A 23,912-nucleotide genomic window follows, 5' to 3' on the forward strand; every position below is an offset into this window, starting at 1 on the left:
CCTCCGACCCCTTCCGCCGCACCTCCGGCCCCTTCCGCCCCTTCCGACCCGACCCACCCTGCCGCCCCTTCCGACCCTGCCCACCCTGCCGCCGCCGCGACACCCGTTGCCGCCACCCAGGACGTGCTGGCCGTACCCGGCACCCCGGTGGACGGCCCGTCCCTGGCGACGGTCCTGATCCCGGCCGTCGAGCCCGCCTCGCCGGTGCCCGCCGCCGTCGTGGCGGACCTGCTCGCGTCGGTGTCCCTGCACACCCTGGCCCCGGCCGCCACGTTCGCGGTGTCGCCGGACGGCCGCTGGCAGGCGGGCGTGCTGACCGGCGCGTGGCACAAGGACGCGGCGGAGTTCATCGGCGCGGGAGCCCGCGAAGCCGCCCGCCAGCGCCGCATCGCGGAACTCGAGGACGAGCTGGCCGCCCTGCGCGCCGACCTCGGCGTGGCGGAAGCCGACCTGGCCGCCGCGCACGGCCGGGTCGAGCAGTGGGAGACCCACCTCGACCGCTTCCCCGCCGACCGCGAGCTGGTCGCCCGGCACGGCCGGCTCCAGGCCGCGCAGGAATCCGCCGACCGGGCCGCCCGCCGCGCGGAGGAGCTGCGCGACGAACTCGCCACCGCCCAGGCGCGAGGCGAAGCCGCCGCCGCCGAAGTCGTGCGCCAGGCCGGTGACGCGGGACTGCCCGCCACCACCGACGGCCTGCAGCAGGCACAGCAGGCGGCGGCCGAGGCGCAGCGCACGGCCGACCGGTTGGGTGACGTCCTGCGCCGCCAGTGCCGCGGCACCGTGGCCGACCTGACCGACGCGTCGCACCGGTACCACGCGGCGGTGGACGATCGGGTCGCGGCGGAGGCGGATGCGGAGGCGCGGTGCGTCGACTACGCGTCGCAGGCGTCGACGTTGGCCGAGCTGACCGACGCGATCGGTGGCGAGGCAAGGGAGATCGCGGATCAACTGTCCACTTTGGAGCGTTCACGGCGCGAGATGCGCGATGAGCTCAAGAGTGTGCGCGAACAGGTCACGTCGGCACGCGAGCAGGCCGCCAAGCTGAACGCCCAACTGGAGACGTCGGCCGAACAACTCGCCACCGCCCGCGACGCCCTGACCCGCGCGACCGAGCACTTCAAGGCCACCGTGCAGGCGCCCGGCATCCTCGTCGCCGCACTCCCGGACGTGCCGGAAGACGTCACGTCGGTCCGCGCGGCCCTCGCGGCGTCCGACCGGCGCGGCGCGGGCGAGGCCACGGTGATCACCAAGCTCCAGGCGTTGCAGACGTCGCTGGCCGGCAGCCACGACATCGCCGCCGAGCAGCACGTCGGCCTGCTCACCGTCACCGTCACCGGTGAGGAGGGCGCCCGCCCGGTGGCCGTCGCCGCACGTCAGGTGACCGCGAAACTGGCCGAACAACGCGGTTTCCTCGACGAGCAGTACCAGAACATCTTCGCCGACTACCTGATCCGCGACCTGGCCGAGTGGCTGCGCGGGCAGATCGCGGTCGCCGAGGACCTGTGCAAGCGGATGAACGAGGTGCTCGGCAAGGCCCGGTCCAGCCAGGGCGTGCACGTGAAGCTGGCGTGGAAGCCGTCGGCGGCGTTGGAGGAGGAGACGCGTGACGCGTTGGCGCTGGTCCGCCTGCCGTACGCGGAACGCGATCCCGAGCAGGACGCCACGCTGCGCCGCGTGTTCACCGAACGCATCGAAGCCGAACGCGACGCGCACACCGGCAACTACGCCGAGATCCTGTCCCGCGCCCTGGACTACCGGACGTGGCACCAGTTCACCGTCACGGTCGCCGACACCGGCCCCGACGGCAACCCGCGCGAACGCCGGCTGCGGCAACTGTCGTCCGGCGAGACGCGGCTCATCTCGTACGTGACGCTGTTCGCGGCGGCGGCGTCGTTCTACGACGCGGTGAGCGGCGAGTTCTCGCCGTTGCGCCTGGTGCTGCTGGACGAGGCGTTCGAACGGCTCGACGACCCGACGATCGCACGCATGCTCGGCCTGCTCGTGGACCTCGACATGGACTGGGTGATCACCTGGCCGAGCGGCTGGGGCGTGTCCGACAAGATCCCGCGCATGCACATCTACGACGTGCTGCGACCCAAGAACGGACGCGGTGTGGCGTGCACGCAGACCACGTGGGACGGCGCGGCGCTGGACCGGGTCGACCCCTGACTCGGCGGAACGCCCATCACACGCAGACCTTGCGGGCGTCGCGGTGAGCCTGGGCCGTGATCATCAGGACGTCGAGCGCGTCACGGGTGCGCAGCAGTTCCTCGATGTGGGCGGACAGCCGGTCGCGTTCCTTGGCCATGCGCTCCATCGCGGCGTCCGAGTTCTCGTCGCTGGGCGAGTCGAGGCACGGCAGCAGCTCGATGATCGTGCGGCTGGACAGCCCGGCCGCGTACAGGCGCTGGACGAACGCGACCCGTTCGACGTCGCTCTCCGTGTAGTGCCGCTGCCCGCCGGCGCTGCGCGTGCTGCTGAGCAGTCCCTGCTCCTCGTAGTACCGCAGCGAACGGACGCTGACCCCGGCGCGCGCCGCGAGATCGCCGATCCGCATCTCACCCTCCCGACTGCGACTGTGACCCCGGCCGCACGACTTGCCTCTCACATTGATGTGAGGTTTTAGCGTACCTGGCGGGCCCGTCGCGGGCCTCGACCAGTACGAAGGAGCTCCGGCATGACCACGCTGTTCGACCGCTACCGCCTCGGCGGTCTGGACCTGCCCAACCGCGTCGTGATGGCGCCGATGACCCGGGTCCGGGCCGCGGCCGGAGGCCTCGCGACCCCGTCCATGGCGGCTTACTACGCCCAGCGCGCCACCGCCGGCTTGATCGTCTCCGAGGGCGTGCAGCCCAGTCCGATCGGGCAGTCCAACCCGGGCACGCCCGGTCTGCACACGGACGAGCAGGTGGCCGCCTGGCGGCCCGTCACCGACGCCGTGCACGCCAACGGCGGGCGGATCTTCGCCCAGCTCATGCACGGCGGCCGGGTCTCGCACCCCGACACCACCGGTTTGCAGCCGGTCGGGCCGTCCGCCGTCGCGGCCGTGGGCGACGTGTTCACCCCGAACGGTCCCCGGCCCGCGCCGCTCCCCCGCGCCCTGGAGACCTCGGAGGTGCCCGAACACGCCCGCTCGTACGCCGACGCCGCCCGGCGCGCCGTCGACGCCGGGTTCGACGGCGTCGAGCTGCACGGCGCGAACGGCTACCTGATCTCGCAGTTCCTGTCGTCCAACGCCAACCTGCGCACCGACTCGTACGGCGGCCCGATCGCGAACCGCATCCGCTTCGCCGTCGAGGCGGTCGCGGCCACGGTGGACGCCGTCGGCGCGGCCCGCACCGGGATCAGGCTCTCGCCCGGCGCCACGTTCTGGGGCGTCGAGGACACCGAGGTGCCGGAGTTGTACGCGGCACTGCTCGCCGAACTCGCCCGGTTCGACCTCGCCTACGTGCACCTGGAGGCGACCGCCGACGAGGACGTGCTGATCGGGCTGCGCCGCGCGTGGCCGGGCATCCTGATCATGAACCCGGTGGTCCCGATGGGGCCGAAGCAGACCGACCGGAGCACCGCCGACCACTGGCTCGACCTCGGCGCGGAGCTGATCAGCTTCGGCCGTGCGTTCGTCGCCAACCCCGACCTGGTGGAACGGCTCCGCACCGGCGTGCCGATCGCGCCCGTCGACCCGGGCACGTACTACCAGGGCGGCGACGCGGGCTACCTCACGTACCCGGCGTACCAGTACACCGCCTGACCGGTGAGCGTGCGCCGTCGCCGTACTAGAGCACGTGGCTGGGCGTGCGGCGGCGCACACCGCCGGCGGCCAGGAACTCGGCCACCGGCAAGGTCGCCGCGCCCAGCGCGACGGACTCGGGACCCAGCTCGCACAACGTGATCGTCGCCTGCTCGAACGGTCGGTGCAGGGCGTGGCGGGAGGCCTGGGCGCGGACGTCGTCCAGGATCCGCGCGCCGAGCAGGAGCCCGGCCCAGCCGCCGACGATCACCTGCGACGGGTTGAACAGGTTGATCAGGTTCGCGATGCCGAGGCCCGCGTACCGGGCGGTCTCGGCGAGGACGTCCCGCGCCGCCCGCGAACCGTCCGCGACCAATGCCGCCAACGCCGCCTCCTGCTCGGCGGGCACGTCCGCCTTCACCGCGCGGTACCGGTCGACCACGGCCGACGCGCCGATGTACGCCTCCAGGCACCCGTGCGCGCCGCACCGGCACGGGCGGCCGTCCAGCGCGACCGTCGTGTGGCCCCACTCGCCCGCGCCGCCCGACGAACCGCGGTACAGCACGCCGCCGGTGATGACGCTCGCGCCGACGCCCGACCCGATCAACGCGACCACCACGTCACCCGTGCCGCGGCCCGCGCCGAACCAGACCTCCGCCTGCCCCAACGTGTTCGCGCCGTTGTCCAGGAACAACGGCAGGTCGGTCCCGGTCCGGAGCATCTGTTCCAACGCGACACCCCGCCAGCCGACGGTCTGCGCGTACACCAGCCCGTGCTCGACCTGCCCCGGCACGCCGATGCCGACGCCGAGCACGTCGCCGACCCCGCTGGCGGCGAGGCACCGGTCCAGTCCTTCGAGGACCCGCCGTGCCACGTCGTCGACCGAGTGGACGTCCGGCTCCATCGGGAACGTCGCCTCCGCCAGCCGCTGCAACGTCAGGTCGAACACCTCGACCAGCACGTGCGTCTCGCCGACGTCGACACCCACCACGGCCGCGTGCCCCGGGTCGACCCGCAGCAGCACGCGGGGCCGCCCGCCGTCCGACTCGACCTGCCCGGCTTCGACCACGACACCGTCCGCGATGAGCTCGGCGACCACGTTGCTGACCGACGCCTGGCTGAGCCCGGTGACGCCCGCGAGTTCCTGCCGGCTGCGCGGTTGGGCGAAGTACAGCGCGCGCAACACCCGCGCCCGGTTTCCGGCACGCAGGTCGCGCACGGTCAGCTTGCGGTGCACGGCGACCCCCATCGGGCGAGTAGGACCACGGCCGCCACACGGGCGCGTCGAAGTCCCGACGTTAGTCGGTTGCGGACCGCTTGGTGCCCCATTTACCCCGCGCTTCCAGCAGCTTTCCGCCCGATGCGTTGAAGCGCGCCGCTTCGCGGACCGGGCCGCGACAGGGCCGCGATTTCGGCCGGCTGATCGAGCCCGCACGACCTGCCCGACTCACCTGACCTGCGCGAGCCGACATGGCGTGTCCGAGCCGATCTGGCCTGCGCGAGCCGATCTGGCCTGCGGGAGCCGACCTGACCTGTGGTGAGCCGACCTGACCTGCGGTGAGGTGCCGGGTCAGCCGGCCGCCGCCCACGACTGGATCATCCGGTAGGCGATGGAGGCGCCCGGGGCGAGCAGCAGGTCCGGCACGCTGCCCGGTTCCGCCAGCGCCTGCCGCACGTCGGCGCGGCTCACCCACCGGGCCTGCGCGATCTCGCCGTCCGCGAGCCGCAGCGGCTCGGTCGGGTCGGCCACCGCCTCGAACCCCATCATCAACGACCGCGGGAACGGCCACGGCTGGCTGCCGAGGTAGTGGATGTCCCCCACCTCGACGCCGACCTCTTCCTGGATCTCCCGCGCCACGCACGCCTCCAGCGACTCGCCCGCCTCGACGAACCCGGCCAGCACCGAGTACCGCCCCTCGGGCCACCCCGCGCCACGGGCGAGCAGCACCTGGTCCGCGCCGTCGTGGACCAGGCAGATCACGGCCGCGTCCGTGCGCGGGTACTCCTCGCGCCCGCACTGCTCGCAGACCCGGGCCCACCCGGCCTTGATCGACCCGGTCGGCCCGCCGCACACCGCGCAGAACTTCGCCGACCGGTGCCAGTGGAACAACGCCACCGCCGACGTGAACAGGCCCGCGCCGGTGTCGTCCAGCAACGCGCCGCACGCCCGCAGGTCGAGCCACTGCGGCTCGTCCGTCAGCTCCGGCCGGGCCCACGCCCGGCCGGTGGGCGCGCTGACGTCCGTCTCGTCCTCGGTCAGCGGAACCGCCCAGTACGCCACGCCGTCCTGCTCGCCGAGCAGCACCGCCGTGTCCGGCGGACCGTCGCCGAACTCGGTGGCGGGGCGGTCGACCAGGCGCGATGCCTGGTCGGCCACCAACGTGCGGCCGTGCGCGTCCACGGTGAGGACGCGCGCCTTCGGCCACAGCTGCGCGATCCGCTCCGCGTCGCCGCGCAACGGCTCCTGCCGATCCACCGTGAACCGCGACAGGGCGGGCAGTTCCACCAACTCGAAGCTCACGGCAGGGTCACGCCGCCCAGCGCCCGCAGCTGCGGGGTCAGCAGTTCCGCGTCGCCCACCAGCACGCCGGTGAACGACGTCGGCGCGAAGAACTCCAACGCCACCTCGGTGACCTGCTCGACGGTGACCTCCGCCAGCCGGCCGGGGTGCCCGGTGAACCAGCTGACGTCCAGGCCGAGACCGGCGAGGTTCATCAGGAACGACGCCAGCCCGCCCTGCGACGACGTCGCGGTCAGCAGCGACCCGATCGCGTACCGGCGCGCGGTGTCCACCTCGGACTCCGACGGCGGCACCAGACCGAGGCGGCCCAGCTCGTACCGGGTCTCCAGCAGCGCCGCCGCGGTCACCTCGCTCGCGGTGTCGGCGTCCACCAGCAGCGTCGCGCCGCCCGGCGTGAACTCCGGGTGCGACCGAGCGCTGTAGGTGTAGCCCTTGTCCTCGCGGATGTTCTCCACCAGCCGCGACGAGAAGAACCCGCCGAACACCAGGTTCGCCAGCTGCAACGCCGGGTACCGGTCGTCGGTGCGCTCCAGCCCGCGCCCGGCGAGCCGGATCTGGGACTGCACGGCGCCGGGACGGTGCACGAACAGCACGTCACCACCCCGCACGGGCGGCAGCGGCGACAACGCCACCGCGGTGCCCTCGCCGGTCCAGCCGCCCAGCGCGTCCTCGACCGCGCGCACCGCCGCGTCCGGCGCCACGTCGCCCACCACGACGATCACCGACCCGCGCGGCAGCACGGCCGACGAGTGCAGCGCCAGCACGTCGTCCCGCGACACCGCCGCGACCTCGTCCGCCTCGGGCATCTCCTTGGCGAACGGGTGGTCGCCGTACAGGTGGCGCTGCAACGCCTCCCGCGCGATCACGTTCGGCTGCGACCGCGCCAACCGGATCCGCTCCACCAGCCGGGCGCGTTCCCGCTCGACCTCGTCGGCCGGGTAGGTCGCGCCGGTCAGCACGTCCTTCAGCACGTCCAGCACCGTGCCGAAACCGGACACCAGCGCGTTGCCGGAGAACGCCAGCCGCTCCGGGTCGACCACCGCGTCCAGCTCGCCGCCGACCAGCGCCAGCTCGGTGTCCACGTCCACCCGGCTGCGGGTGGCGGTGCCGGTGAGGATCGTGTTCGCCAGCACCTCGGCGCGGGCCGCGTGCGTCGAGCCGACGCTGCTCGACGCCGGGTCGCCGAACGGGATCCGCAGCCGCACCTCCACCACCGGCACCGAGGACCGGCGCACGGCCAGCACCCGCAGGCCGTTGGCCAGCGTCGTGTCGACCGTGTCGAGGTCCGACGCCGCCCGCTGCTCGCCCAGCTCCGGGAACGGGCGAGGCCCTAGCTCCGTACGGCCGATCTCGTCGGCGCTGCGGTGCTTGGTCGGGGCGCTCACTCGGTACCTCCGTCGGCGGGGTTGAGGATCAGGACGGCGCGCGAGTCGGGCCGCAACGCCTTGGCCGCCGCGGCGACCTCGTCGGTGGTGATGCCGGCCAGCTTGTCCGGCAGCTCGTACAGCAGCTCCGCCCGCCCGAACAGGAGCTCGGCCGACCCGAGGCCCAGGGTCCGGCTGGTGAGCCGGTCGTGCTCGCGGTGCATGGTCGACACCCAACGGGCGGTGACCTTCGCCAGCTCCTGCTCCGTCGGCCCTTCCTCGGCCAACCGCAGCAGCTCCTCGTCCACCGCCGTGAGCACCTGCTCGGAGGTGACCTCCGCCGGGTGGATCGCGGTGATGCTGAACGTGTCCGGGTCGCGCGCCTCCAACGGTCCGAACAGACCGCACCCGGCGCCGACGTCGACCACGATCGCGTCGCGGTGCACCAGCCGCTGCTGCAGCCGCGACCCGTCGCCGTCGGTGAGCACACCGGCCAGCACCAGGTACGCGAGGTAGCCCTCGACCTCGGTCACCGGGTCCGGGATGCGGTAGCCCACGGCGATGGCGGGCATCGGCGCGTGCTTGTCGGTGTGCTCGGCCCGCAGCTCGCCCTTCGGCGCTGCCTCGGCGAACGACGGCCGGGACGGCACCGGTCGGGCGGGCACGTCACCGAAGTGCTTCTCGACGAGTGCCTTCGCCCCTTCGGGGTCGAAGTCGCCCGCCACCGTCAGCACGGCGTTGCCCGGCGCGTAGTAGGTGTCGAAGAACGCGGCGCAATCGTCCACGGTGGCGTTCTCCAGGTCGGTGAAGTCGCCGTAGCCGTTGTGCGCGTTGGGGAAGGTCTGGAACAGGACCGGCGGCAGGAGGATCCACGGGAACCCCCCGTACGGTCGGTTGAGCACGTTGAGTCGGATCTCCTCCTTCACGACGTCGATCTGGTTGCGCAGGTTCTCCTCGGTGATCTTCGGCGCCCGCATGCGGTCCGCCTCGAGGAACAGAGCCCGCTCCAGTGCCGCCGACGGCAGCACCTCGTAGTAGTCGGTGTAGTCGGGGTGCGTGGACCCGTTGAACGTGCCGCCAGAGGACTGCACGTGTCGGAAGTGGGCCAGCTTCTCGAGGCTCTCGCTGCCCTGGAACATGAGGTGCTCGAAGAGGTGCGCGAACCCCGTCCGCCCCTCAGGCTCGGAGCGGAAGCCCACGTCGTAGTGCACGCTCACCCCGACGACCGGGGCGCTGCGGTCGGGTGCGAGCACCACCCGCAGACCGTTGGGAAGCGTGAACCTGTGCAGTTCGGGTAGCGCCATGGACGCAGCCTACGGGTTCACACCACTGCCGGGCTCGATGGTCGCCCACCCACCGAAGCGTCCCGCTACGCCCAACGCGAACCGACCGGGTTCGGACCGGCCGACCAGCGGCTCGACGGCCGATCCGGAGCCGGGCACGCGCCCGCGCCGGTCCTGGACCACCGCCTGTCTCAGCAGGCCGCCCACCCGGTGGAGCCGGCGCGTGTGGGCACCGGGTCGGGTTCGGCCCTGCCCCGACCGACCTTCGCCTGCCGCCCGCAGGTGGTCGTGTTCGGGGATGGCTCCAGTGTCGAACTTCTGTTCGAGGTTGGCAAGATCACTTTCGAGTGAACGGGGTCAGCCCCTCAGCGACCTCAGGTGCCCCGCCTGCGCCAGCACACCGTCCACCGCGCCCAGGAACGCCGGGAACCGCTGCGCGAACCGCCGCAGGTCACCGCCCTGCTCCGCCTCGCCGAACCAGTACAGCCCCGGCCGCGTGCCGGCGAAAGTCGTCAGCCACCGCTCCGTCTCACCCAGCACCACGGCGTACGGCAACGACCGCGAGAACACCATCTCCCGATCGGACTCCGGGATGTCCTGCGGCGTCGCCGTGTGCAGGTACCCGCGCAACCCGCGCACGTGCTCCAACAAGACGCTGCCGCGCTTGGTCCGGGCGGGCATCGTGCGCGCGCCCACCGCCAACGCCACCCCCGCCACCACGACGACCAGCCCGAACAACGCCGCCCCGCCCACCAGCGCCAACACCACCGTCAGCGCCGCGCCCAGCACGCCGACGCCGACACCGGCCCACCACCAGAGGCTGCGCTCGGCGTCCGGCCGGCGCGCGAACCAGTTCTTCGCCACCACGTCCGCGTACAGCGCGTCCCGCACGCGAGACAGGTCGATCCGCCTGCCCCGCAGCTCCGACAGCGACACGGCGTCCACCCCGTCGGGCAACAAGGCCTCGTACACCGCGCGTTCGTACCCGGACAGCGACGGGTCGGCCGGGTTGCGCCGCACGAACCGCCAGTCGTGCCCGTCGACCTCTTCGATCCACACGTAGTTGCGCACCGCGAGGTCCACGATCGTGGCGGTCACGTCGACCACGTCCACGTGCTCGTCCACCACGGTCCCCACCTGGCCGGGCAGCACGCCGTCCGGCGAGGCGAACGCCACCCGCCCGGCACCGTCGGTGACCAGCACGTTCACCGGTCCGACCTCACCGGCCAACGCCCGCGCGTCACGGCCGCGGAGGTACCACAACAACAACCCGCCGCACAGCAGCAGCACGACCAGCCCACCGAGCCCCGCGCCCGTGAGGGGGGTTAAGGCGAACGCCGCCGCAAGCCCGGACGACTCCTCCACGCGCGCGTTGGCGGGCGCCGCGCCCTCCTCCAACCCGACCACCACGTCGACCCGCTCACCGGCGGCCAGGCCGATCTCGGTCGCCCGCACGCCGCGCCCGTCGCCCAGGTCCGCGCTGGTGCACGGCTTCGACGTGCCCGGCTCGCCGGCCAGGCAGTTCACCGACCGCGGCGCGTCCGGCGTGATCACGGAGACCTTCACCGAGTCGAGCGCGGTGTCCCAGCCGCTCGCGGGCTGCCAGCTCAGCTCCAGCGTGTCGCCGATCTTGGCGACCGCGCCGACCACGGAGTACTTGACGGTCGACGTGCCGGCCTGGAGTGCGATCGTCAGCTCGTCGTCCGATGCTGTAGCGGTGCCCTTGCCCTCCACGACCGCGTCACCGACCTGGAAGACCCGGTCGCGATCGGCGGAGACCGGGACGCGCAGCGGAACGACCCGCGTGGCGGTCCTGCCCTCGGGGACGGTGACCACCTCGGTCACGGTCAGCCTGCCGTCGCGCTCCAGCTTGAGCCGCACGTCCGCGCCGACCGTCCCGGGCAGTCCGGCCGTGCCGCTCGGCTGCGCCGCCGCCGTGCCGGTGCCCGCGCACAGCGCGACCGCGCAGATGGCCGCCGCTCCCCAGTTTTTCAACACGGCCGCGGAGAATAGCGGAGTTCCCCTAAGCTCTTGTGCTGATTCGGGCATCCGCGATATGGGGGACGACCAGCGATGACGCAACCACCGCCGCCGGGTGGCTGGCCGCCACCACGACCGGTTGGGCCGCCGCCGATGCCCGCGCCCCTCCACCAGCAGCAGCCTCAGCAGTGGCCCGCCCAGCAGCCGCCGATGCCCGGTCCGCCGCCGCCCGGTCCGCCGCCCCCGCCGTCCTGGCCCGGGCAGGCGCCCGCGATGCCGCCGCCGATGGCCGCGCCGCAGCCGCCGCCCGCCAACTGGGGTCCGCCGCCCGGACCGCCCCAGGGCTGGGGCCCGGCGCCGATGCCGTACCCGCCGCTGCCCCGGCAGAAGAGCAAGGGCCCGCTGGTGGCCGTGCTGGTCGTCGGCGTCCTCGTGCTGGGCGTCGTCGCGATCGGCATCGTGGCCGCGAACAGCGGCTCCAAGGAGGCGAGCAACTCGGGCAACGCCGGGTACGACAGCTACACGTACACGCCCGAACCCACCACCACCACGACGACCACGAGGTCGACGTCCGCCTCGGAGAGCACCAGGCGGTCCACGTCGTCCAGCACGCCGAAGGCCGGCCCGAAAGCCGTCATCGCGCTGGGCGACAACCCGATCCACGCCGCGGGCCTGGGCGCGTTCAACATCGGCGGCTGCCCCCTGCCGTCGATGGACTACTCGCCCGCGGGCCAGGACCGGTTCCTCCGGGCCTCGCTGCCGTGCATCGAGGCGATGTGGAAGCCGTCGTTCGAGCGCGCGAACCTGCCCTACCAGCCGGTCGAGCTGGTCATGGTGACGTCCCAGATCACCAACACGTGCGGCTCCATGGGCCCCGACCGCACGGCCATGTACTGCGACGGCACCATCTACTGGACGCCGAACCACTACGCCAACGAACAGGGTTCGGCGAACCCCAACCACCCCGGCAAGTACCTGGGGCAGCTCGCGCACGAGTACGGCCACCACATCCAGTGGCTGTCCGGCATCCTGCGGGCGTCCAGCCAGGCCCAGTACGACAAGGGCGGCTGGGACACCCCGGACGGCCTCGACCTGAACCGCCGCAAGGAGCTGCAGGCCACGTGCTTCGGCGGGATGACGCTCGCGCCCCTGTCGCACGGCGCGGTGCCCGCCGACGTCATCTCGGTGGCCCTGACGGACGCCGGGAACCGGGGCGACTACCCGATCTACCCCAACCGGGACCACGGCGCGCCCGAGAAGAACGCCGCCTGGGTCAACCACGGGTTCAAAAACAACGAGACGAGCGCGTGCAACACTTGGGTGGCGAGCGCGGCGGACGTCAGCTGACCCGACTGGAGGACCGTGCACACGCCCGAGGAGCCCAAGAACAACCCGATCGTCCTCATCGGCGTGTTCTCGTTGATCGTGTTGTGCGTGCTGGGTCTCGGCGGCATCACGCAGCTCGAGACGTCCCGGCGGATCAACGGCCGCGCGGTGGCCGCGCCGGGCGTGACGGCCGTGCAGTCCACGGAGACGGAGGCCCCTCGGCCGCGTGCCGTGCACCGGCTGGCCGACCACCCGTTGCTCACGGCGTCCGTTCGGCTTCCGGCGGTGACGTGCGCGTTGCCGGGGTTCGGCGTGTCGGACACGGAGCTGTCGGCGTACTACAAGGCCGGTGTGGTGTGCCTGGACGACGCGTGGCGGCCCGTGCTGGAGCAGGCGAACCTGCCGTTCGACCCGCCCGCGCTGGACACGTCGCCGGACCTGACCGACGGGCCGTGCGGCTCGGCGCCCGCGGAGAGTGAGGCGGTCGCGTACTACTGCGGTCGCAACAGGACCATCTACATGCCCACGCGGCGGCTGCGCGACAACGGCGGCGGCGAGCGCGCCGGGTCGCACCTGGCGACGTTGGCGCACGAGTACGGGCACCACGTGCAGGCGTTGACGGGGATGCTGCGCGCCGCGGACAGCAAGATCGTCGACGCGGGCGAGGAGACGCCGGCGGGGCTGGAGATGTCGCGGCGGATCGAGCTGCAGGCCAACTGCTTCGCCGGGATGTTCCTGGTGGCGGCGGCCGGGTCGATCGGGACCGGGTTGGCGCAGGAGGCGGCGGACGACTTCCAGTACGCCGTGGAGGAGCCGCCGGAGAAGAACGCCCACGGCAGCCCGGACAACCAGTCCGAATGGGCGTCCCAGGGTTTCACGGTGGGCGTGACGTCGTCGTGCAACACCTATGCGGCTTCGGCGGAGGCCGTCGGCTGAGAGCGCCTGGTCAGCAGGTAGGCGTAGAGGCCGCCGGCCAGGCCGCTCAGGCACATCAGCAGCGTGGTCAGCCTGACGTCGAACGGCATGCCCACGGGGGTGCTGGCGGCCGCTTGGACGGTGAACTCGCCGCTGGTGTCGGCGGGGACGACGACTTCCACGACCTCGTTCTGCTGATGGCCGCAGCCGTCGAGCTTGGCGGTGTGCGCCTGGTCACCGATCGTCAGTTCGACCCGGTCGTAGGCCTCCGCGTCGCCGCATGAAGCCGGCGTGACGACGGTGGCGGTGGCCCGGCGGACCTCGGTGGACGTGCGCGGCCACCACAACGCGACCGCTGCCGCGACGGCCACCAGGCCCACGACCAGCAGCACCAGCGCCCACCTGACCGGGCTTCGCGGAACCGCCACAGCGTGGATGGTCGCAGACGGGGTGGCCGGTTGTCGTGGGGGCCGACGGCTCCGCCGGCCACTCAAACATCACCTGATCGTGATCTTGCACACCCTCGAACTGTTGTTCGACACTGGTCCCATGCCCACAACCGCGAAAACCACCGAACCCGTCCGACCACGAGCGCGTCGCCGGATGCCGCACCGCGCGCCGCGCCGCGATCTCCGACCCTGGGCTTGGCCGCCACACCAGAGAAGTCGAGGGTTCTGGTGGGCTCCTCGAACGCGGCCGATGTCGTGCGATCACCGTCCAGCGCGGTCACCGTGCCGCGTGCGTGCGCCTACGTGAGCGGAGCCTGCCGCCTCCGCCTGACACCCCAGCCCGACGCCGCCACCTGACGCCGCCGCCGGCCCGCACCGCCCGTTCACCGCACCGCACGGTCGTTCCTGATCCCTGTCCATGGTCCACAGCGGATTCGCGTCCCGAGCCACACCGTTCGCCGCCCGTCGAAGCGAGGTGGCTGCTCGCGGATCCCCAGACGGCCGGTCTCTCCCGTCCGCGCCCACGTCGGGAGAGACCGGCCCCCACGTCCGGCACGTCACCCACCGCAGCCGACCGTCGACGGGCGGCGATGCGAGTGCTGACGACTAGCTGTCACTTGTCCCCGCTTGTCGCGGCCTTGAGGCCGTGGCGGGCGACGCGACGCAGAATATGGAGGTGTCGACTGCTGCCAGAGTGCTGGTGATCGAGGACGCGGAGGCGATTGGCGCCGCGGTGAGTTCCGCCTTGCGGGATGCGGGTTACCAGGTGCAGGTCCGGCCGGACGGTCGCGACCTGGAGGGCGACCTGGTCCGGTTCCGGCCGGATCTGGTGGTGCTCGACGTGATGCTGCCCGGTCGGGACGGCTTCATGCTCCTGGAGGTCATCCGGCGGACGTGCGGGGCCGGGGTGGTGATGTTGACCGCCCGCGACGGGGTGTCCGACCGGTTGCGGGGGCTCGACCGGGGCGCGGACGACTACGTGGTGAAGCCGTTCGTGCTGGCCGAGCTGGTCGCCCGGGTGAGCGCGGTGTTGCGGCGGCTGGGGCGGACGCCGTCGACCGTGCAGATCGGCGACCTGGTGGTGGACGCCGACTCGGCGGTGGTGCTGCGCGGCGACGCGGCGATCGAGTTGACCGCCACCGAACTGCGCCTGCTGCGGTACCTGGCCGCGCAGCGGGGGCGGGTGGTGGGCAAGACGCAGATCCTCACCGCGGTGTGGGGCTACGAGGACTACGACCCGAACCTGGTCGAGGTGCACGTCAGCGCCTTGCGCCGGAAGTTGGAGGAGCACGGGCCGCGGTTGCTGCACACCGTGCGGGGGCTGGGCTACGTGCTCAGGGCGGACGAGACGTGAGCTTGCGGACCGTCTCGCTGCGCCGACGGGTCACGTTGTCCGCGATCGGCGTGCTCGGCGTCGTGCTGGTCGGGGTCGTGTTGTTGGTGGACGCGCTGTTCGCGGCGCAGTCCAAGCGGGACGTCGACACCGCGCTGCTGGAGAAGGCGCGGGTGGCGCAGCAGCTGGTCAAGCAGCGGGTGCGCGGGGCGGACCTGGTGGACCGGCTGGAAGGCCGGGGCGTGGAGGTCCGGCTGGTCATGCCGGACGGGACGGTGTTCGGGAACGCGCCGGACGAGGAGGTGGCGAACGAAGTCAGTCGGCAGTTGATCGACGGGTCGACGATCACGGTGTACGCCGAGTCGTCGGTGATCACGGCGGCGCAGGCCAGGCTGCGGCGGTTGTTGCTGCTGGCCGGGGTCGGTGCGCTGGCCGTGACGGCCGGGGCGATGGTGCTGGTGGTCCGGCGGGCGTTGGCGCCGTTGGACGCGATGACCACGCTGGCCCGGTCGATCGCGCGCGGCAACCGGGGGTCCCGGCTCAACCCGTCGCGGGCGGACAACGAACTCGGCCGGACGGCGGCCGCGTTCGACGACATGTTGGACTCGTTGGAGGGATCGGAGGAGCGGACGAAGCGGTTCGTGGCCGACGCGGCGCACGAGCTGAGGACGCCCATCGCGGGCGTGCAGGCGGTCGCGGAGGCCTTGATGCAGACCGCCGGCGCCGAGGAGCGGGAGCGGTTGAACCTGCTGCTGGTGCGTGAGTCGCGGCGGGCCGGGCGGCTGGTCGACGACCTGCTGGCGTTGGCGCGCATCGAGGCCGGTCTCGAACTGCACCGGGAACGGGTCGACCTGCTCGCGTTGGCGGAGGCCGAGGTGGGGCGGACGCAGCTGCTCGCGCCGGACTTCGACATCGTCGCCGAGGGCGAGTCGGCGTTCGTCTCGGGCGACCCGCAGCGGTTGGCGCAGGTCTTGGCGAACCTGGCCGACAACGCCCGCCAGGCCACCGGCCCGTCGGGCACGGTGCGGCTGAGGGTGTCCAAGGTGGGCAGCTTCGCGCTGCTGGTCGTGTCCGACAACGGTCCGGGCGTGCCGCCGGAGGAGAGGGAGCGCATCTTCGACCGGCTGGTGCGGTTGGACGAGGCGAGGGACCAGCGGTCCGGCGGGTCGGGGCTCGGGCTCCCGATCGCCCGGGGTGTCGTGCGTGCGCACGGCGGCGAGCTGTCGTGCATAGCCCCCGGCGACGACTCGCGCCAGGTCCACAGCCCCAGCCGGCCGCTGGCGGCGATCACCGAGCCGACGGCGACGACCGCGACCACTGCGACGGCGGCGGCGACCACTGCGACGGCGGCGGCGACCACTGCGACCGCTGCGACCGCGAGGACGGCGGCTGCGACGGGCGAACCAGCGACGGGCGAACCAGCCACGAGCCCGAGCGGCCCGCCGAGCGTGCAGACGGCGACGTCAACCGCTGCGGTGGTGGGCGGAGTGGACGCAGCGGAGGCACGCGTCGGTGGATCCGGCGACGTGGCGGGATCGCGCACGGCCACCGATGCTCCGAGCGCGGTGGGGCACAGCGCGGTGGGTGATATGTCCCGCGGCAGTCATCCGGCCGCGAGCGTCGGACAGCAGGGCGCGGTCGCGGACGTGCGCGACGAGCGCAGCCCGGCCCTGGGAGAGCGCGGTGTGGGCACCACTGCACCGATTTCGGGCGTCCGCGCGCTCCGAGAGGGCGGCCAGGCTGCGGACAGGTCGGAGGCGGGCATCGCGAGGCCCGCTCCGGCGGTGGAGGTGGGTGGGGCCGCGTTTGAGGTGCGGATTCCGTTGGCCGAGTGAAGGAGCTCGGCGGAGGGGCGTGAAGGGTGTGGCGGGGCGGGTCAGGCGTCCCTGGGTGGGGTGACCTTCTTGACGTAGAGGAGGCGGTCGCCGGCTTCCACGGCGTCGGCTTCCGGGGCGTCCACGCGGTACAGGGTGCCGTCGCGCACCACGCCCAGCACGATGTCCGGCAGGTGGCGGGGCGATCCGCCGATCTCCGACGGCTCCACGTCCCGCTCGGCGATGGCCAGGCCCGCGTCCGGGGTCAGGAGGTCTTCCACCATGTCGACCACGGACGGGGTGGCGGTGGCCATGCCCAGGAGTCGGCCCGCGGTCTCGCTGGAGACGACGACCGAGTCCGCGCCGGACTGGCGGAGGAGGTGTTCGTTCTCGCGCTCGCGGACCGAGGCGACGATCTGGGCCTTCGGCGCCAACTCGCGAGCGGTGAGGGTGACCAGGACGGCGGTGTCGTCGCGGTTCGCGGCGACCACCACGGCCCTGGCGCGGGGGACGCCCGCGACCCGCAGGACGTCGTTGCTGGTACCCGAACCGTGCACGGTCACCAGGCCGATCGAGGACGCGGCGTCGAGGGCTTCCTGGGTCGTGTCGACCACGACGATCGAGCCCGGCTCGGCGCCGTCGCCCATGAGGGCGCTGACGGCGGACCGGCCTTTCGTGCCGTACCCGATGACGACCACGTGGTCCCGCACCTTGATCCTCCACTTCTGGATGCGCAGCGCCTGCCGCGAACGCTCGGTGAGCACTTCGAGGGTCGTGCCGACCAGGACGATCAGGAAGAGCACCCGCAAGGGGGTGATCACCAGGACGTTGACCAGCCGCGCCGACGAACTGGCGGGGGCGATGTCACCGTATCCGGTGGTCGACAGCGACACCGTCGCGTAATAGACAGCGTCCAGAAGGGACAGGCCGTCCCCGTTGACGTCACGGTAGCCGTCACGGTCGATGTACACGATCAGCACGGCCGCCGTGAGCGCGGTGAGCGCGCCGATCACCCGCTTGAGGATCGCGCGGACCGGGCTCTGCACCGTGTCCGGCATCCTGATCACGCCGACGAGCGAGTGGCCTGGCCGGTCGGCCAGCGGTTCGCCCGGGCTGGTGCGGCGGATCATGACAACCTCTCCGGCAGTAGCCGCCACAACCGGGCGGCGGCCTCGGCGCCGCGGAGCAGCAGCGGCACGACGACGCGCTCGTTGGGCGCGTGGATCCGATCATCCGGCAACGTCGCGCCGAGGTACACGACCGGCACGCCGAGCCACCCGTGCAGCAACGCCGCCGGACCGGAGCCACCCGTCCGGCTGAACCGCACGGGCTGGTCGAACGCGGCCTCCACGGCGTCGCGCACCGCTCCCACGGCCGGGTGGGAGATGTCCACCGCGTAGGGCGGCGCGCCGTCACCGGACTCGATCACCTCGGCGTGCAGCCCGGCCGGGGTGTGCCGGGTGACGAACTCGCGCAGCGCGTCCGCGACCCGTTCCGGCCGCTGGTCGGGCACGAGCCGGAACGACAGCTTCACCGACGCCCGCGCGGGCACGATCGTCTTCAGCCCCGGCCCGGTGTAGCCGCCGTGCAGGCCGTTGACCTCGGCGGTGGGCCGCACCCACACCCGTTCGAGGGTCGACCAACCGGGTTCGCCCGCCAGTCCTTGGGCCCCGCCGGCGTTCGCCAGCCACACCGTCTCGTCGAACGGCAACGCCGCGTAGTCGGCACGTTCGGCGGCGGTGGGTTCGACCACGTCGGCGTAGAAGTCGCGCAGCTGCACGCGCCCGTCGTCGTCGTGCAGCGCCGCGACGAGCCGCGCGATGGCCGTCGCCGGGTTCGGCACGCTGCCGCCGGCCCGCCCGGAGTGCACGTCGGACGTCCCGCCGGTGAACACGACCTCCGCCCCGTACACGCCGCGCTGGCCGGTGCACACGGTCGGCGCGTCCCGCCCGTACAGCGGCGTGTCGGTGAACACCACCAGGTCGCACGCGAGGTCGTCGCGGTGGTCGTCGAGCAGCCGGGTCAGGTGCGGCGAGCCGGACTCCTCCTCGCCCTCCACGAACAGCTTCAGCGTCACCGCGGGCCGCGTCGCGCCGGTCGCCGCGAGGTGCGCCCGCACCCCGAGCAGGTGCATCGCGACCTGGCCCTTGTCGTCGCTGGCACCTCGCCCGAACAGCTCCTCGCCGATCACCGTCGCCTCGAACGGGGGGCTGTGCCACTGCTCGACCGGGTCAACCGGTTGCACGTCGTGGTGGCCGTAGACCAGCACGGTCGGCGCGTCGGGATCGGCGGCGGGCCAGCAGGCGTACACGGCGGGCAGCGCCGGACCCTCGTCCCAGACCCGCACGTCGGGCCACCCGTCGCGGCGCAGCGCGTCGGCGAGCCAGTGCGCGGAAGCGGCCACGTCGCCGTGGTGCGCCGGGTCGACGCCGATCGACGGGATGGCCAGCCACTCGCGCAGGCCGATCAGGAAGTCGTCGGCGTACGCGGCCACGGCCGTCCGCTCGGGATGCTCGGGTTTTTCGGGATCACCGCTCACGGTGCGGGAGGATAACCCCGCGCGAGCCCTGGGAGCGCCGTGCGGCGGACGACGTGACAGGGTGGTCCCATGGAACCCACTCGTTCCCGTTCCCGGTCGGCGCTCGCGCTGGCCGGGTTGCTCGGCGTCGCGGGTGTCACGCACTTCGCCAAGCCGAAGCCGTACGACGCGATCGTGCCGCGTGCGCTGCCGGGCAAGCCGCGCACCTGGACGTACCTGTCCGGGGCCGCCGAGGTGGCGTTGGCGGCGGCGATCGCGGTGCCGCGCACCAGGGGTGTCGGCGGGAAGTTGGCGGCCGGGTTCTTCGCGGCGGTGTTCCCGGCCAACGTCAAGATGGCCTACGACCTCCGGACGAAGTCACCGAGGGTGAAGGCCGTCGCGTACGGCCGGTTGCCGTTGCAGGTGCCGCTCATCCTGTGGGCCTTGCGCGTGGGACGCTCAACTCCCTGATCACTCTCGGCACTGGGCTCGACACCCAGCGCGGCCGAGGGACTGTCATTGAATCCGAAACCAGTCCTAGGATGCCCGAGTGCAACCGCTCCTCCACCATGCCGCGACGGCGTTGGGTTGGCGCGGCATCGTCGTGCCCGACGTCGCCGTGCTGGGCCATCAGGTGTCGGCCGTCGTGCGCGTTCGTGCCGATGTGCACGAGTGGCGCAGCGCGAACGGCTGGCCGCCGCAGGCCGACCCCTCGTGGTTCCGCTCGTGGTTCGAGCCGGCCGCGCACGACCGGTTGCCCGTGCCCGCGGTGGAGCTGGTCGGCGTCCTGGTGAGCGAGTCCACGGTCGACCGCGCGCTGCAGTCGTGCGGGACGTTGATGACGCTCGCGCCCTGCTCGGTGGTGCTGCCGGCGCCGCTGGGCAAGCAGGCGTGGCCGCTGATCGAGCTGGACTACTACGGCATCGGCGTGGTCGCGGTGGACTCGGCGGGCGTGGCCGAGCTGCTGGTGCCGCCGGAGGACCGGTCGACGGAGTTCGGGCCGTCGCTGTTCGGGCGGTGGCTGCTGGAAGTGCTCTACGACCGGGTGTTGAAGGAAGTGCCCGCGAACGCCCGGGTGAACAGCTAGCGGACGGGCCGGTCGTGACCGGCTAGTGCGGGACCGACCGGATCAGCGCGCGCAGGCCGTCGGCGTCCAGCAGGTCGGCGGGGCGCAGCGTGTGGTCCTGGCGCACGTAGTGGAACGCCGCCCGCACCTTCTCGACCGGTGTCCTGGTCAACGCCGCCCACGCCAGTCGGTAGGCCGCGAGCTGCACCGACAGCGCAGGCAGGCGGTCTTCCTCCGGCACCGCGCCGGTCTTCCAGTCGACCACGGTCCAGCCGCCGTCGTCGTCGGCGAACACGGCGTCCATCCGGCCGCGCACGGAGATGCCGTCGATCTCCGCTTCGAACGGCACCTCGACGTCGTGCGGGACGCGGTCGGCCCAGCCACTGGCCAGGAATGCCTCCTGCAGGCGGGTGAGGTCGGTGTCCGGCGCCGCGCCGTCGTCGGCCGCGCCGGGCAGCTCGTCCAGGTCGAACAGGCGGCTCGCGCCGAACCGCTGTTCCAGCCAGGTGTGGAACGCCGTGCCGCGGCGGGCCAGCGGGTTGGGCGGGAACGGCAGGGGACGGCGCAGCCGCCGGGCGAGCAGGTCCGGGTCGGCCGCGAGTTCGACCAGCTGGCTGACCGAGAGGTGGTCGGGCAGCACGACGCGTTCCCGGCGGTCGGCCGCGGCGGCGCGTTCGGCGAGGAGCACGTCGACGTCCCGGGCCCAGCCGTCCGGGTCGTCTTCGGGGACGCCGGGGTCTTCGTCGGGGACCGACGGGTCTTCCTGGTCCTCGAACACCGGGCTCGGCGGTCCTGGTGGCCCGGAGTCCGGCTCGAAGTCCGGCTCGTGGTCCGGCTCGGGAGGCAGATCGTCGGCCGGGGGTTCGGGCGGCACGTCGAAATCGGCGGGCTCGGCGGGCAGGTCGAAGTCGGCGGGCTCCGGAGGCAGGTCGAAGTCGGCGGGCTCGGGAAGCTCGGCGGGCTCCGGAAGGTCGGCGGGCGGGGTGGGTGGCGCGGAGAGGTGGCGGTCCAGGGCGGCGAGGACCAGGGCGGCGCCCTCGGCCACGGCGGCACGGCGCTTGCCCAGCGGGTCGGTCGGCCACTGGGCCGTCTTCGTCTGCGACGCGAGGGGGTTGGGGTCGTCCTCGGCCGGGCGCGGGGCCCAGTGGGCGATGTCGGCGGGCGGGTGGTCGGCGGCCAGCACCGACTCCCGGATCTCGGTCAGGAACGCCGACGGCCCCTTCGGCTTGTCGCCCGTCTCGCCCCACCAGTGCCCCGACACCAGCAGGCTGTGCTCGGACCTGGTCAGCGCCACGTACAGCAGCCGCCGCTCCTCCACCAGCCGCCGCTCGTCGAAGTCCTCCTCGTGCCGGACCAGCGCCTCCTCCACCTCCTTGCGGTTGGCGTCGGGCGCGATGCGCAGCTTCGGCAGGTCCTCGGCGTCACCGCGCAGGTCGGCGGGCAGCTCCGCCACCGAACGCAACCAGCTGGACGACTTCTTCCGACCGGGGAACACGTCCTTCACCACGTGCGGCACGGCGACGATGTGCCACTCCAGGCCCTTCGCCGAGTGCATGGTCAGCACCTGCACCCGGTTCTCGGCCACCTCCACCTCGCCGGGTTCCAGCCCGTCCTCGGCCTGCTCGGCGGTGTAGAGGTAGTCGAGCAGCGCGGGCAGGGTGGCCGACGGGCTGGCGGCGGCGAAGTCGTTGACCACGTCGGCGAACGCGTCCAGGTGCGCCCGCCCCACCCCGCCCGGCCGGGCCATCGCCTCGATGTCCAGCAACAACGTGCGCTCGACGTCCGCGACCAGCTCGGGCAACGGCTGGTCCAGCCGCCGCCGCAACGACGACAGCTCCGCGCCCAGCCGCCGGATCCGCCGGTACCCCTCGGCGGAGTACGCGGTCGGGTCGCCCGGGTCGTCCAACGCGTCCGCGAGCCCGGCCTGCTCGGAGTGCTCGCCCGGCAACGCGTCCGCGATCACGGCCAGCGGGTCGTTCGCCACGGCCTGCCTGCTCGGCGCGCCCGCCAGGTCACGTGCCCGCGTCCACAACGCCGCCAAGTCGTAGGCGGCGACCCGCCAGCGTGAGCCGGTGAGGAGGCGGGCGGCGGCGGTGCCGGCCAGGGGGTCGACCAGCACGCGCAGGGCGCTGGTCAGGTCACGCACCTCCGGCTCGTCCAAGAGCCCGCCCAGACCCACCACCTCGACCGGCAGGCCGCGTTCCCGCAGCGCCGCCGCGATGTTCGCCATGTCCGAACGGCGGCGCACCAGCACGGCGGCGGTCGGCGGCTCGTCGCTGGTGTCCAGGTGCTGCTCCCACTGCGCGGCGACGGTGTCGGCCACCCAGTCCAGCTCCTGCCGCACGTCGCCGAACAACGCGACCCGCACGTCGCCCGGCCCGGCGCCGTCACGGGCGCGCAGCTCGTCCACGTCCAGGCCCATGGCGCGCAGCGGCGCGGACACGGCGTTGGCCAGTGCCAGCACCTCCGGCGGGTTGCGGAAGCTGGTGAGCAGGCCGTACTTCTTCGCGGGCGGGAAGTCGGTCACGAACCGGGGCAGGTTCGCCGCCGACGCGCCGCGCCAGCCGTAGATCGCCTGCGCCGGGTCGCCCACCGACGTCACGGGCATCGGCTCGCCCCGCCCGAACAACGACCGCAGCAGCACGCGTTGCGCGTGACCGGTGTCCTGGTACTCGTCCAGCAGCACGGCGCCGTAGCGCTCCCGTTCGCCGCGCACGACCTCCGGGTGCTCGGACGCGAGCCGCGCGGCCAGGGACATCTGGTCGGCGAAGTCCATCGCCGCCTCACGCCGCTTGCGCGCCTGGTACGCCTCCAGCAGCGGGATCAGGTTGACCCGCAGCCGCTGGGCGTTCACCACGGCCTTCAGCGACTCCGGCAGGCCGTCGCGCTGCCGCGCCGTCTTGGGGGCGTTCTCGATCACCGCGCACAGCCGCTCGGCGTGCCGCCACAGCGCGACCGGGTCGACCAGGTGCTCGCCCAGCTCGCCGGCCAGCGCGAGCAGGTAGCCGGTGACGGTCGCGGGCACCTTGTCGGTGTCCAGGTCGTCGTTCCAGGTCGACACCACGCGGTGCGCGAGCTGCCACGCGGCGGTCTCGGTGAGCAGCCGCACGCCCGGCTCCACGGGCAGCCTCAGGCCGTGCTCGCCCACCAGCCGGCCCGCGTACGCGTGGTAGGTCAGGATCACCGGCTCGGTGGTGAGCACCGCGGCCCGCCGTTCGCCGCTGGGGTCGAGCCGGTCCAGCAGCGGCGAGCCGCCGAGCCGGCGCAGCCGCAGCCGCACCCGGTCGGACAGCTGGCGCGCGGCCTTGCGGGTGAACGTCAGGCCGAGGACCCGGTCGGGGGTGACGAAGCCGTTGGCGACCAGGTACACCACGCGGGCGGCCATCGTCTCGGTCTTGCCCGCCCCGGCGCCGGCGACGACCAGCGCGGGCGCGGTGGGCGCGGCGACGACGGCGGCCTGCTCGGGCGTCGGCTTGGGCAGCCCGAGGGCCTCGGCGACCTCGAACGGGCTGGCGAGCGCCACCGGCTCACCCGCCACCCGTTCGACCCCGCTCGGCACGACCACGTCCCGCATTCTCCGTGGTCGGGCCCGGCCGGCTTCGGCGACCCGCAG

General features: G+C 73.1%; 18 protein-coding genes. 8 read left to right on the top strand and 10 right to left on the bottom strand.

Going from position 1 to position 23,912, the window contains the following annotated elements:
- Nucleotides 1-123: 123 nt before the first annotated feature.
- Nucleotides 124-2,169 (top strand): SbcC/MukB-like Walker B domain-containing protein, encoded by a 2,046-nt coding sequence (locus tag ADK67_RS10400; protein ID WP_231648112.1) that lies wholly within the window; start codon nucleotides 124-126, stop codon nucleotides 2,167-2,169.
- Nucleotides 2,170-2,185: 16 nt separating this feature from the next.
- Here ADK67_RS10400 and ADK67_RS10405 read toward each other — a convergent pair whose 3' ends face one another.
- Complete coding sequence (locus tag ADK67_RS10405; RefSeq protein ID WP_053716194.1) at nucleotides 2,186-2,557, bottom strand: MerR family transcriptional regulator; 372 nt, start codon at nucleotides 2,555-2,557, stop codon at nucleotides 2,186-2,188.
- Between the two features lie 120 nt (nucleotides 2,558-2,677).
- On the opposite strand from ADK67_RS10405, the gene ADK67_RS10410 reads away from it, so the two are divergent.
- The gene (locus ADK67_RS10410; RefSeq protein WP_053716195.1) at nucleotides 2,678-3,751 is read left to right on the top strand and encodes an alkene reductase; all 1,074 of its coding nucleotides are present in this window, start codon (nucleotides 2,678-2,680) and stop codon (nucleotides 3,749-3,751) included.
- Between the two features lie 25 nt (nucleotides 3,752-3,776).
- Here ADK67_RS10410 and ADK67_RS10415 read toward each other — a convergent pair whose 3' ends face one another.
- From ADK67_RS10415 to ADK67_RS10435, 5 genes are all read right to left on the bottom strand, one after another.
- Nucleotides 3,777-4,979, bottom strand: a complete 1,203-nt coding sequence (locus ADK67_RS10415) for an ROK family transcriptional regulator (protein ID WP_053716196.1) — start codon at nucleotides 4,977-4,979, stop codon at nucleotides 3,777-3,779.
- A 321-nt stretch (nucleotides 4,980-5,300) separates the two neighbouring features.
- Nucleotides 5,301-6,251: an NAD(+) diphosphatase gene (gene nudC, locus ADK67_RS10420; protein ID WP_053716197.1), complete on the bottom strand. Its 951-nt coding sequence runs from the start codon at nucleotides 6,249-6,251 to the stop codon at nucleotides 5,301-5,303.
- Nucleotides 6,248-7,636: a M16 family metallopeptidase gene (locus ADK67_RS10425; protein ID WP_053716198.1), complete on the bottom strand. Its 1,389-nt coding sequence runs from the start codon at nucleotides 7,634-7,636 to the stop codon at nucleotides 6,248-6,250. Before ADK67_RS10425 ends, nudC begins: the two co-directional genes overlap by 4 nt.
- Nucleotides 7,633-8,919, bottom strand: a complete 1,287-nt coding sequence (locus ADK67_RS10430) for a M16 family metallopeptidase (protein WP_053716199.1) — start codon at nucleotides 8,917-8,919, stop codon at nucleotides 7,633-7,635. Before ADK67_RS10430 ends, ADK67_RS10425 begins: the two co-directional genes overlap by 4 nt.
- Before the next feature lie 336 nt (nucleotides 8,920-9,255).
- Nucleotides 9,256-10,896 carry a DUF2207 domain-containing protein gene (locus tag ADK67_RS10435; protein ID WP_053716200.1) on the bottom strand — a complete coding sequence of 547 codons (1,641 nt, stop codon included), beginning with the start codon at nucleotides 10,894-10,896 and terminating at the stop codon, nucleotides 9,256-9,258.
- Nucleotides 10,897-11,031: 135 nt separating this feature from the next.
- Between ADK67_RS10435 and ADK67_RS10440 the strand changes: the two genes are divergently transcribed.
- Both ADK67_RS10440 and ADK67_RS10445 read left to right on the top strand, forming a co-directional pair.
- Entirely contained in the window at nucleotides 11,032-12,225 is a 1,194-nt protein-coding gene (locus ADK67_RS10440; protein WP_231648113.1) for a neutral zinc metallopeptidase, read from the top strand.
- A 15-nt stretch (nucleotides 12,226-12,240) separates the two neighbouring features.
- On the top strand, nucleotides 12,241-13,140 hold the full coding sequence (locus ADK67_RS10445) for a neutral zinc metallopeptidase (protein ID WP_053716202.1): 900 nt from the start codon (nucleotides 12,241-12,243) through the stop codon (nucleotides 13,138-13,140).
- On the opposite strand, the gene ADK67_RS10450 is transcribed toward ADK67_RS10445, so the two are convergent.
- Complete coding sequence (locus ADK67_RS10450; protein WP_157620087.1) at nucleotides 13,110-13,547, bottom strand: hypothetical protein; 438 nt, start codon at nucleotides 13,545-13,547, stop codon at nucleotides 13,110-13,112. The genes ADK67_RS10445 and ADK67_RS10450 overlap by 31 nt on opposite strands.
- A gap of 691 nt (nucleotides 13,548-14,238) precedes the next feature.
- Between ADK67_RS10450 and ADK67_RS10455 the strand changes: the two genes are divergently transcribed.
- Together ADK67_RS10455 and ADK67_RS10460 are read left to right on the top strand one after the other, a co-directional pair.
- Nucleotides 14,239-14,922, top strand: a complete 684-nt coding sequence (locus ADK67_RS10455) for a response regulator transcription factor (protein WP_053716204.1) — start codon at nucleotides 14,239-14,241, stop codon at nucleotides 14,920-14,922.
- Nucleotides 14,919-16,736 (top strand): sensor histidine kinase, encoded by a 1,818-nt coding sequence (locus tag ADK67_RS10460; protein ID WP_231648114.1) that lies wholly within the window; start codon nucleotides 14,919-14,921, stop codon nucleotides 16,734-16,736. Before ADK67_RS10455 ends, ADK67_RS10460 begins: the two co-directional genes overlap by 4 nt.
- Before the next feature lie 41 nt (nucleotides 16,737-16,777).
- On the opposite strand, the gene ADK67_RS10465 is transcribed toward ADK67_RS10460, so the two are convergent.
- Both ADK67_RS10465 and ADK67_RS10470 read right to left on the bottom strand, forming a co-directional pair.
- Nucleotides 16,778-17,845: a potassium channel family protein gene (locus ADK67_RS10465; protein WP_053716205.1), complete on the bottom strand. Its 1,068-nt coding sequence runs from the start codon at nucleotides 17,843-17,845 to the stop codon at nucleotides 16,778-16,780.
- Complete coding sequence (locus tag ADK67_RS10470; protein ID WP_082403366.1) at nucleotides 17,842-19,254, bottom strand: M20/M25/M40 family metallo-hydrolase; 1,413 nt, start codon at nucleotides 19,252-19,254, stop codon at nucleotides 17,842-17,844. Before ADK67_RS10470 ends, ADK67_RS10465 begins: the two co-directional genes overlap by 4 nt.
- Nucleotides 19,255-19,323: 69 nt before the next feature.
- Between ADK67_RS10470 and ADK67_RS10475 the strand changes: the two genes are divergently transcribed.
- Nucleotides 19,324-19,704 (top strand): DoxX family protein, encoded by a 381-nt coding sequence (locus tag ADK67_RS10475; RefSeq protein ID WP_053716207.1) that lies wholly within the window; start codon nucleotides 19,324-19,326, stop codon nucleotides 19,702-19,704.
- A gap of 79 nt (nucleotides 19,705-19,783) precedes the next feature.
- Nucleotides 19,784-20,320, top strand: a complete 537-nt coding sequence (locus tag ADK67_RS10480; protein ID WP_053716208.1) for a hypothetical protein — start codon at nucleotides 19,784-19,786, stop codon at nucleotides 20,318-20,320.
- Between the two features lie 22 nt (nucleotides 20,321-20,342).
- On the opposite strand, the gene ADK67_RS10485 is transcribed toward ADK67_RS10480, so the two are convergent.
- The gene (locus tag ADK67_RS10485) at nucleotides 20,343-23,873 is read right to left on the bottom strand and encodes an ATP-dependent helicase (protein ID WP_053716209.1); all 3,531 of its coding nucleotides are present in this window, start codon (nucleotides 23,871-23,873) and stop codon (nucleotides 20,343-20,345) included.
- Nucleotides 23,874-23,912: the final 39 nt, after the last annotated feature.

Source organism: Saccharothrix sp. NRRL B-16348, assembly GCF_001280085.1.
In the GTDB taxonomy this organism is placed as follows: domain Bacteria; phylum Actinomycetota; class Actinomycetes; order Mycobacteriales; family Pseudonocardiaceae; genus Actinosynnema.

Excerpts from the sequence above, each read along its gene's own strand:
- ADK67_RS10415 (WP_053716196.1), bottom strand. The coding sequence starts at position 4,979 with ATGGGGGTCGCCGTGCACCGCAAGCTGACCGTGCGCGACCTGCGTGCC.
- ADK67_RS10465 (WP_053716205.1), bottom strand. The coding sequence starts at position 17,845 with ATGATCCGCCGCACCAGCCCGGGCGAACCGCTGGCCGACCGGCCAGGC.
- ADK67_RS10455 (WP_053716204.1), top strand. The coding sequence starts at position 14,239 with ATGGAGGTGTCGACTGCTGCCAGAGTGCTGGTGATCGAGGACGCGGAG.
- ADK67_RS10475 (WP_053716207.1), top strand. The coding sequence starts at position 19,324 with ATGGAACCCACTCGTTCCCGTTCCCGGTCGGCGCTCGCGCTGGCCGGG.
- ADK67_RS10440 (WP_231648113.1), top strand. The coding sequence starts at position 11,032 with ATGCCCGCGCCCCTCCACCAGCAGCAGCCTCAGCAGTGGCCCGCCCAG.
- ADK67_RS10485 (WP_053716209.1), bottom strand. The coding sequence starts at position 23,873 with ATGCGGGACGTGGTCGTGCCGAGCGGGGTCGAACGGGTGGCGGGTGAG.
- ADK67_RS10405 (WP_053716194.1), bottom strand. The coding sequence starts at position 2,557 with ATGCGGATCGGCGATCTCGCGGCGCGCGCCGGGGTCAGCGTCCGTTCG.
- ADK67_RS10410 (WP_053716195.1), top strand. The coding sequence starts at position 2,678 with ATGACCACGCTGTTCGACCGCTACCGCCTCGGCGGTCTGGACCTGCCC.
- ADK67_RS10430 (WP_053716199.1), bottom strand. The coding sequence starts at position 8,919 with ATGGCGCTACCCGAACTGCACAGGTTCACGCTTCCCAACGGTCTGCGG.